At 51.2% G+C, this 1259-nt stretch carries 1 protein-coding gene; it reads left to right on the plus strand.

What is annotated here, in order from left to right:
• Nucleotides 1-387 precede the first annotated feature (387 nt).
• On the plus strand, nucleotides 388-1259 hold an 872-nt coding region (locus Q0101_RS10245; protein WP_297945213.1), incomplete at its 3' end, for a radical SAM protein.

A 1259-nucleotide genomic window follows, 5' to 3' on the forward strand; every position in this document is an offset into this window, starting at 1 on the left:
CCTAAATTTAAGGATAAATTCAAAGCTCTAAGCTTAAAATTTCGCCGTAGCGGGGGCGGCGCGCAGAAGTGGAATTGCGCATAAAAGCGTCGCTAAATTTCGGCTCGCGGAAGTTAAATTACAAGGCATAAATTTGCTACGTAGAATTTTCAAGGTTTGATGCAAAGCGTTATTGGCGCGAGGCTTAAGATCGGTATAAACTTGCTACGTAAAATTTCAAAGCGGGATTTTCTAGCTAAATTTTTTAAAAGCAAATTTCAGTAAAATTTCACGAGGCAGAATTTCAAATTAAAATTTTGCAAATTAAATTCCGCAAAGTAAAATTTCGAAGCGAAATTCTGCGTGCAAGCAAACCCCGTTGCACGCAAATCAAATCATGGAGCAAAAATGAGATATATTTTCGGGCCCGTGACCTCGCGTAGGTTCGGGCGCAGTCTCGGCATCGATCTAAGCCCGCAGCGCAAGCAGTGCAACTTCAACTGCGTTTATTGCGAGCTGGGCGCGGGCAAGCCGGTAAGTGCGATGAGCGAGCCCTGTGAGATCGGCCCGGTCATCGCCGAGCTGAAAACTGCACTGCAAAGCCACGTGGGCATTGACGTCATCACGATCACGGCAAATGGCGAGCCTACGCTACATCCGCGCTTTGCAGAGCTCGTGGACGCACTAAAAGCGCTGAACCTGCCGCAGAAGCTGCTCGTTTTGTCAAACGGCTCACTCGTGCGCGAAAACAGCGCGGCGTTAGCGAAGCTTGATATTTGCAAATTTTCGCTAGATAGCGTGCTTGCGAAAAGCTTTCGCAAGGTGGACGGCCCGCACACGGGTATCGGCGCCGAGCAGATCGTAAGCGCGATCGCAGATTTCGCGCGCGAGTTTCGCGGCGAGCTTGATATCGAAATCCTAGTCGTGCATGGCATCAACGACACGCAGGAGGACTTTGCGGCGCTGAATGCGGCTCTGGCGCGTATTAACCCGCACCGCGTAGATATTGGCACTATAGATCGCCCGCCCGCATACCGCGCAGAGGGGGTAAGTGAAGCGCAGCTGCGCTATCTGGCCACTTTCATCGAAAATCAAAACGTAAATATCATCGCTGCACCCAAATACGCAAGCGAGCGGCTGAACTTTAGCGAGGATGAAATTCTGCGCACTCTTTCGCGCCGTCCGCAGCGCACGAGCGACGTGGAGGCGATGTTTGACGAGCCCAGCGCGCAGCTTTTAAAGCGCCTTGTGGATGTAGGCAAAGTCGTTTTCAGAGACGG

This window comes from uncultured Campylobacter sp. (assembly GCF_937921625.1).
GTDB lineage: Bacteria > Campylobacterota > Campylobacteria > Campylobacterales > Campylobacteraceae > Campylobacter_B.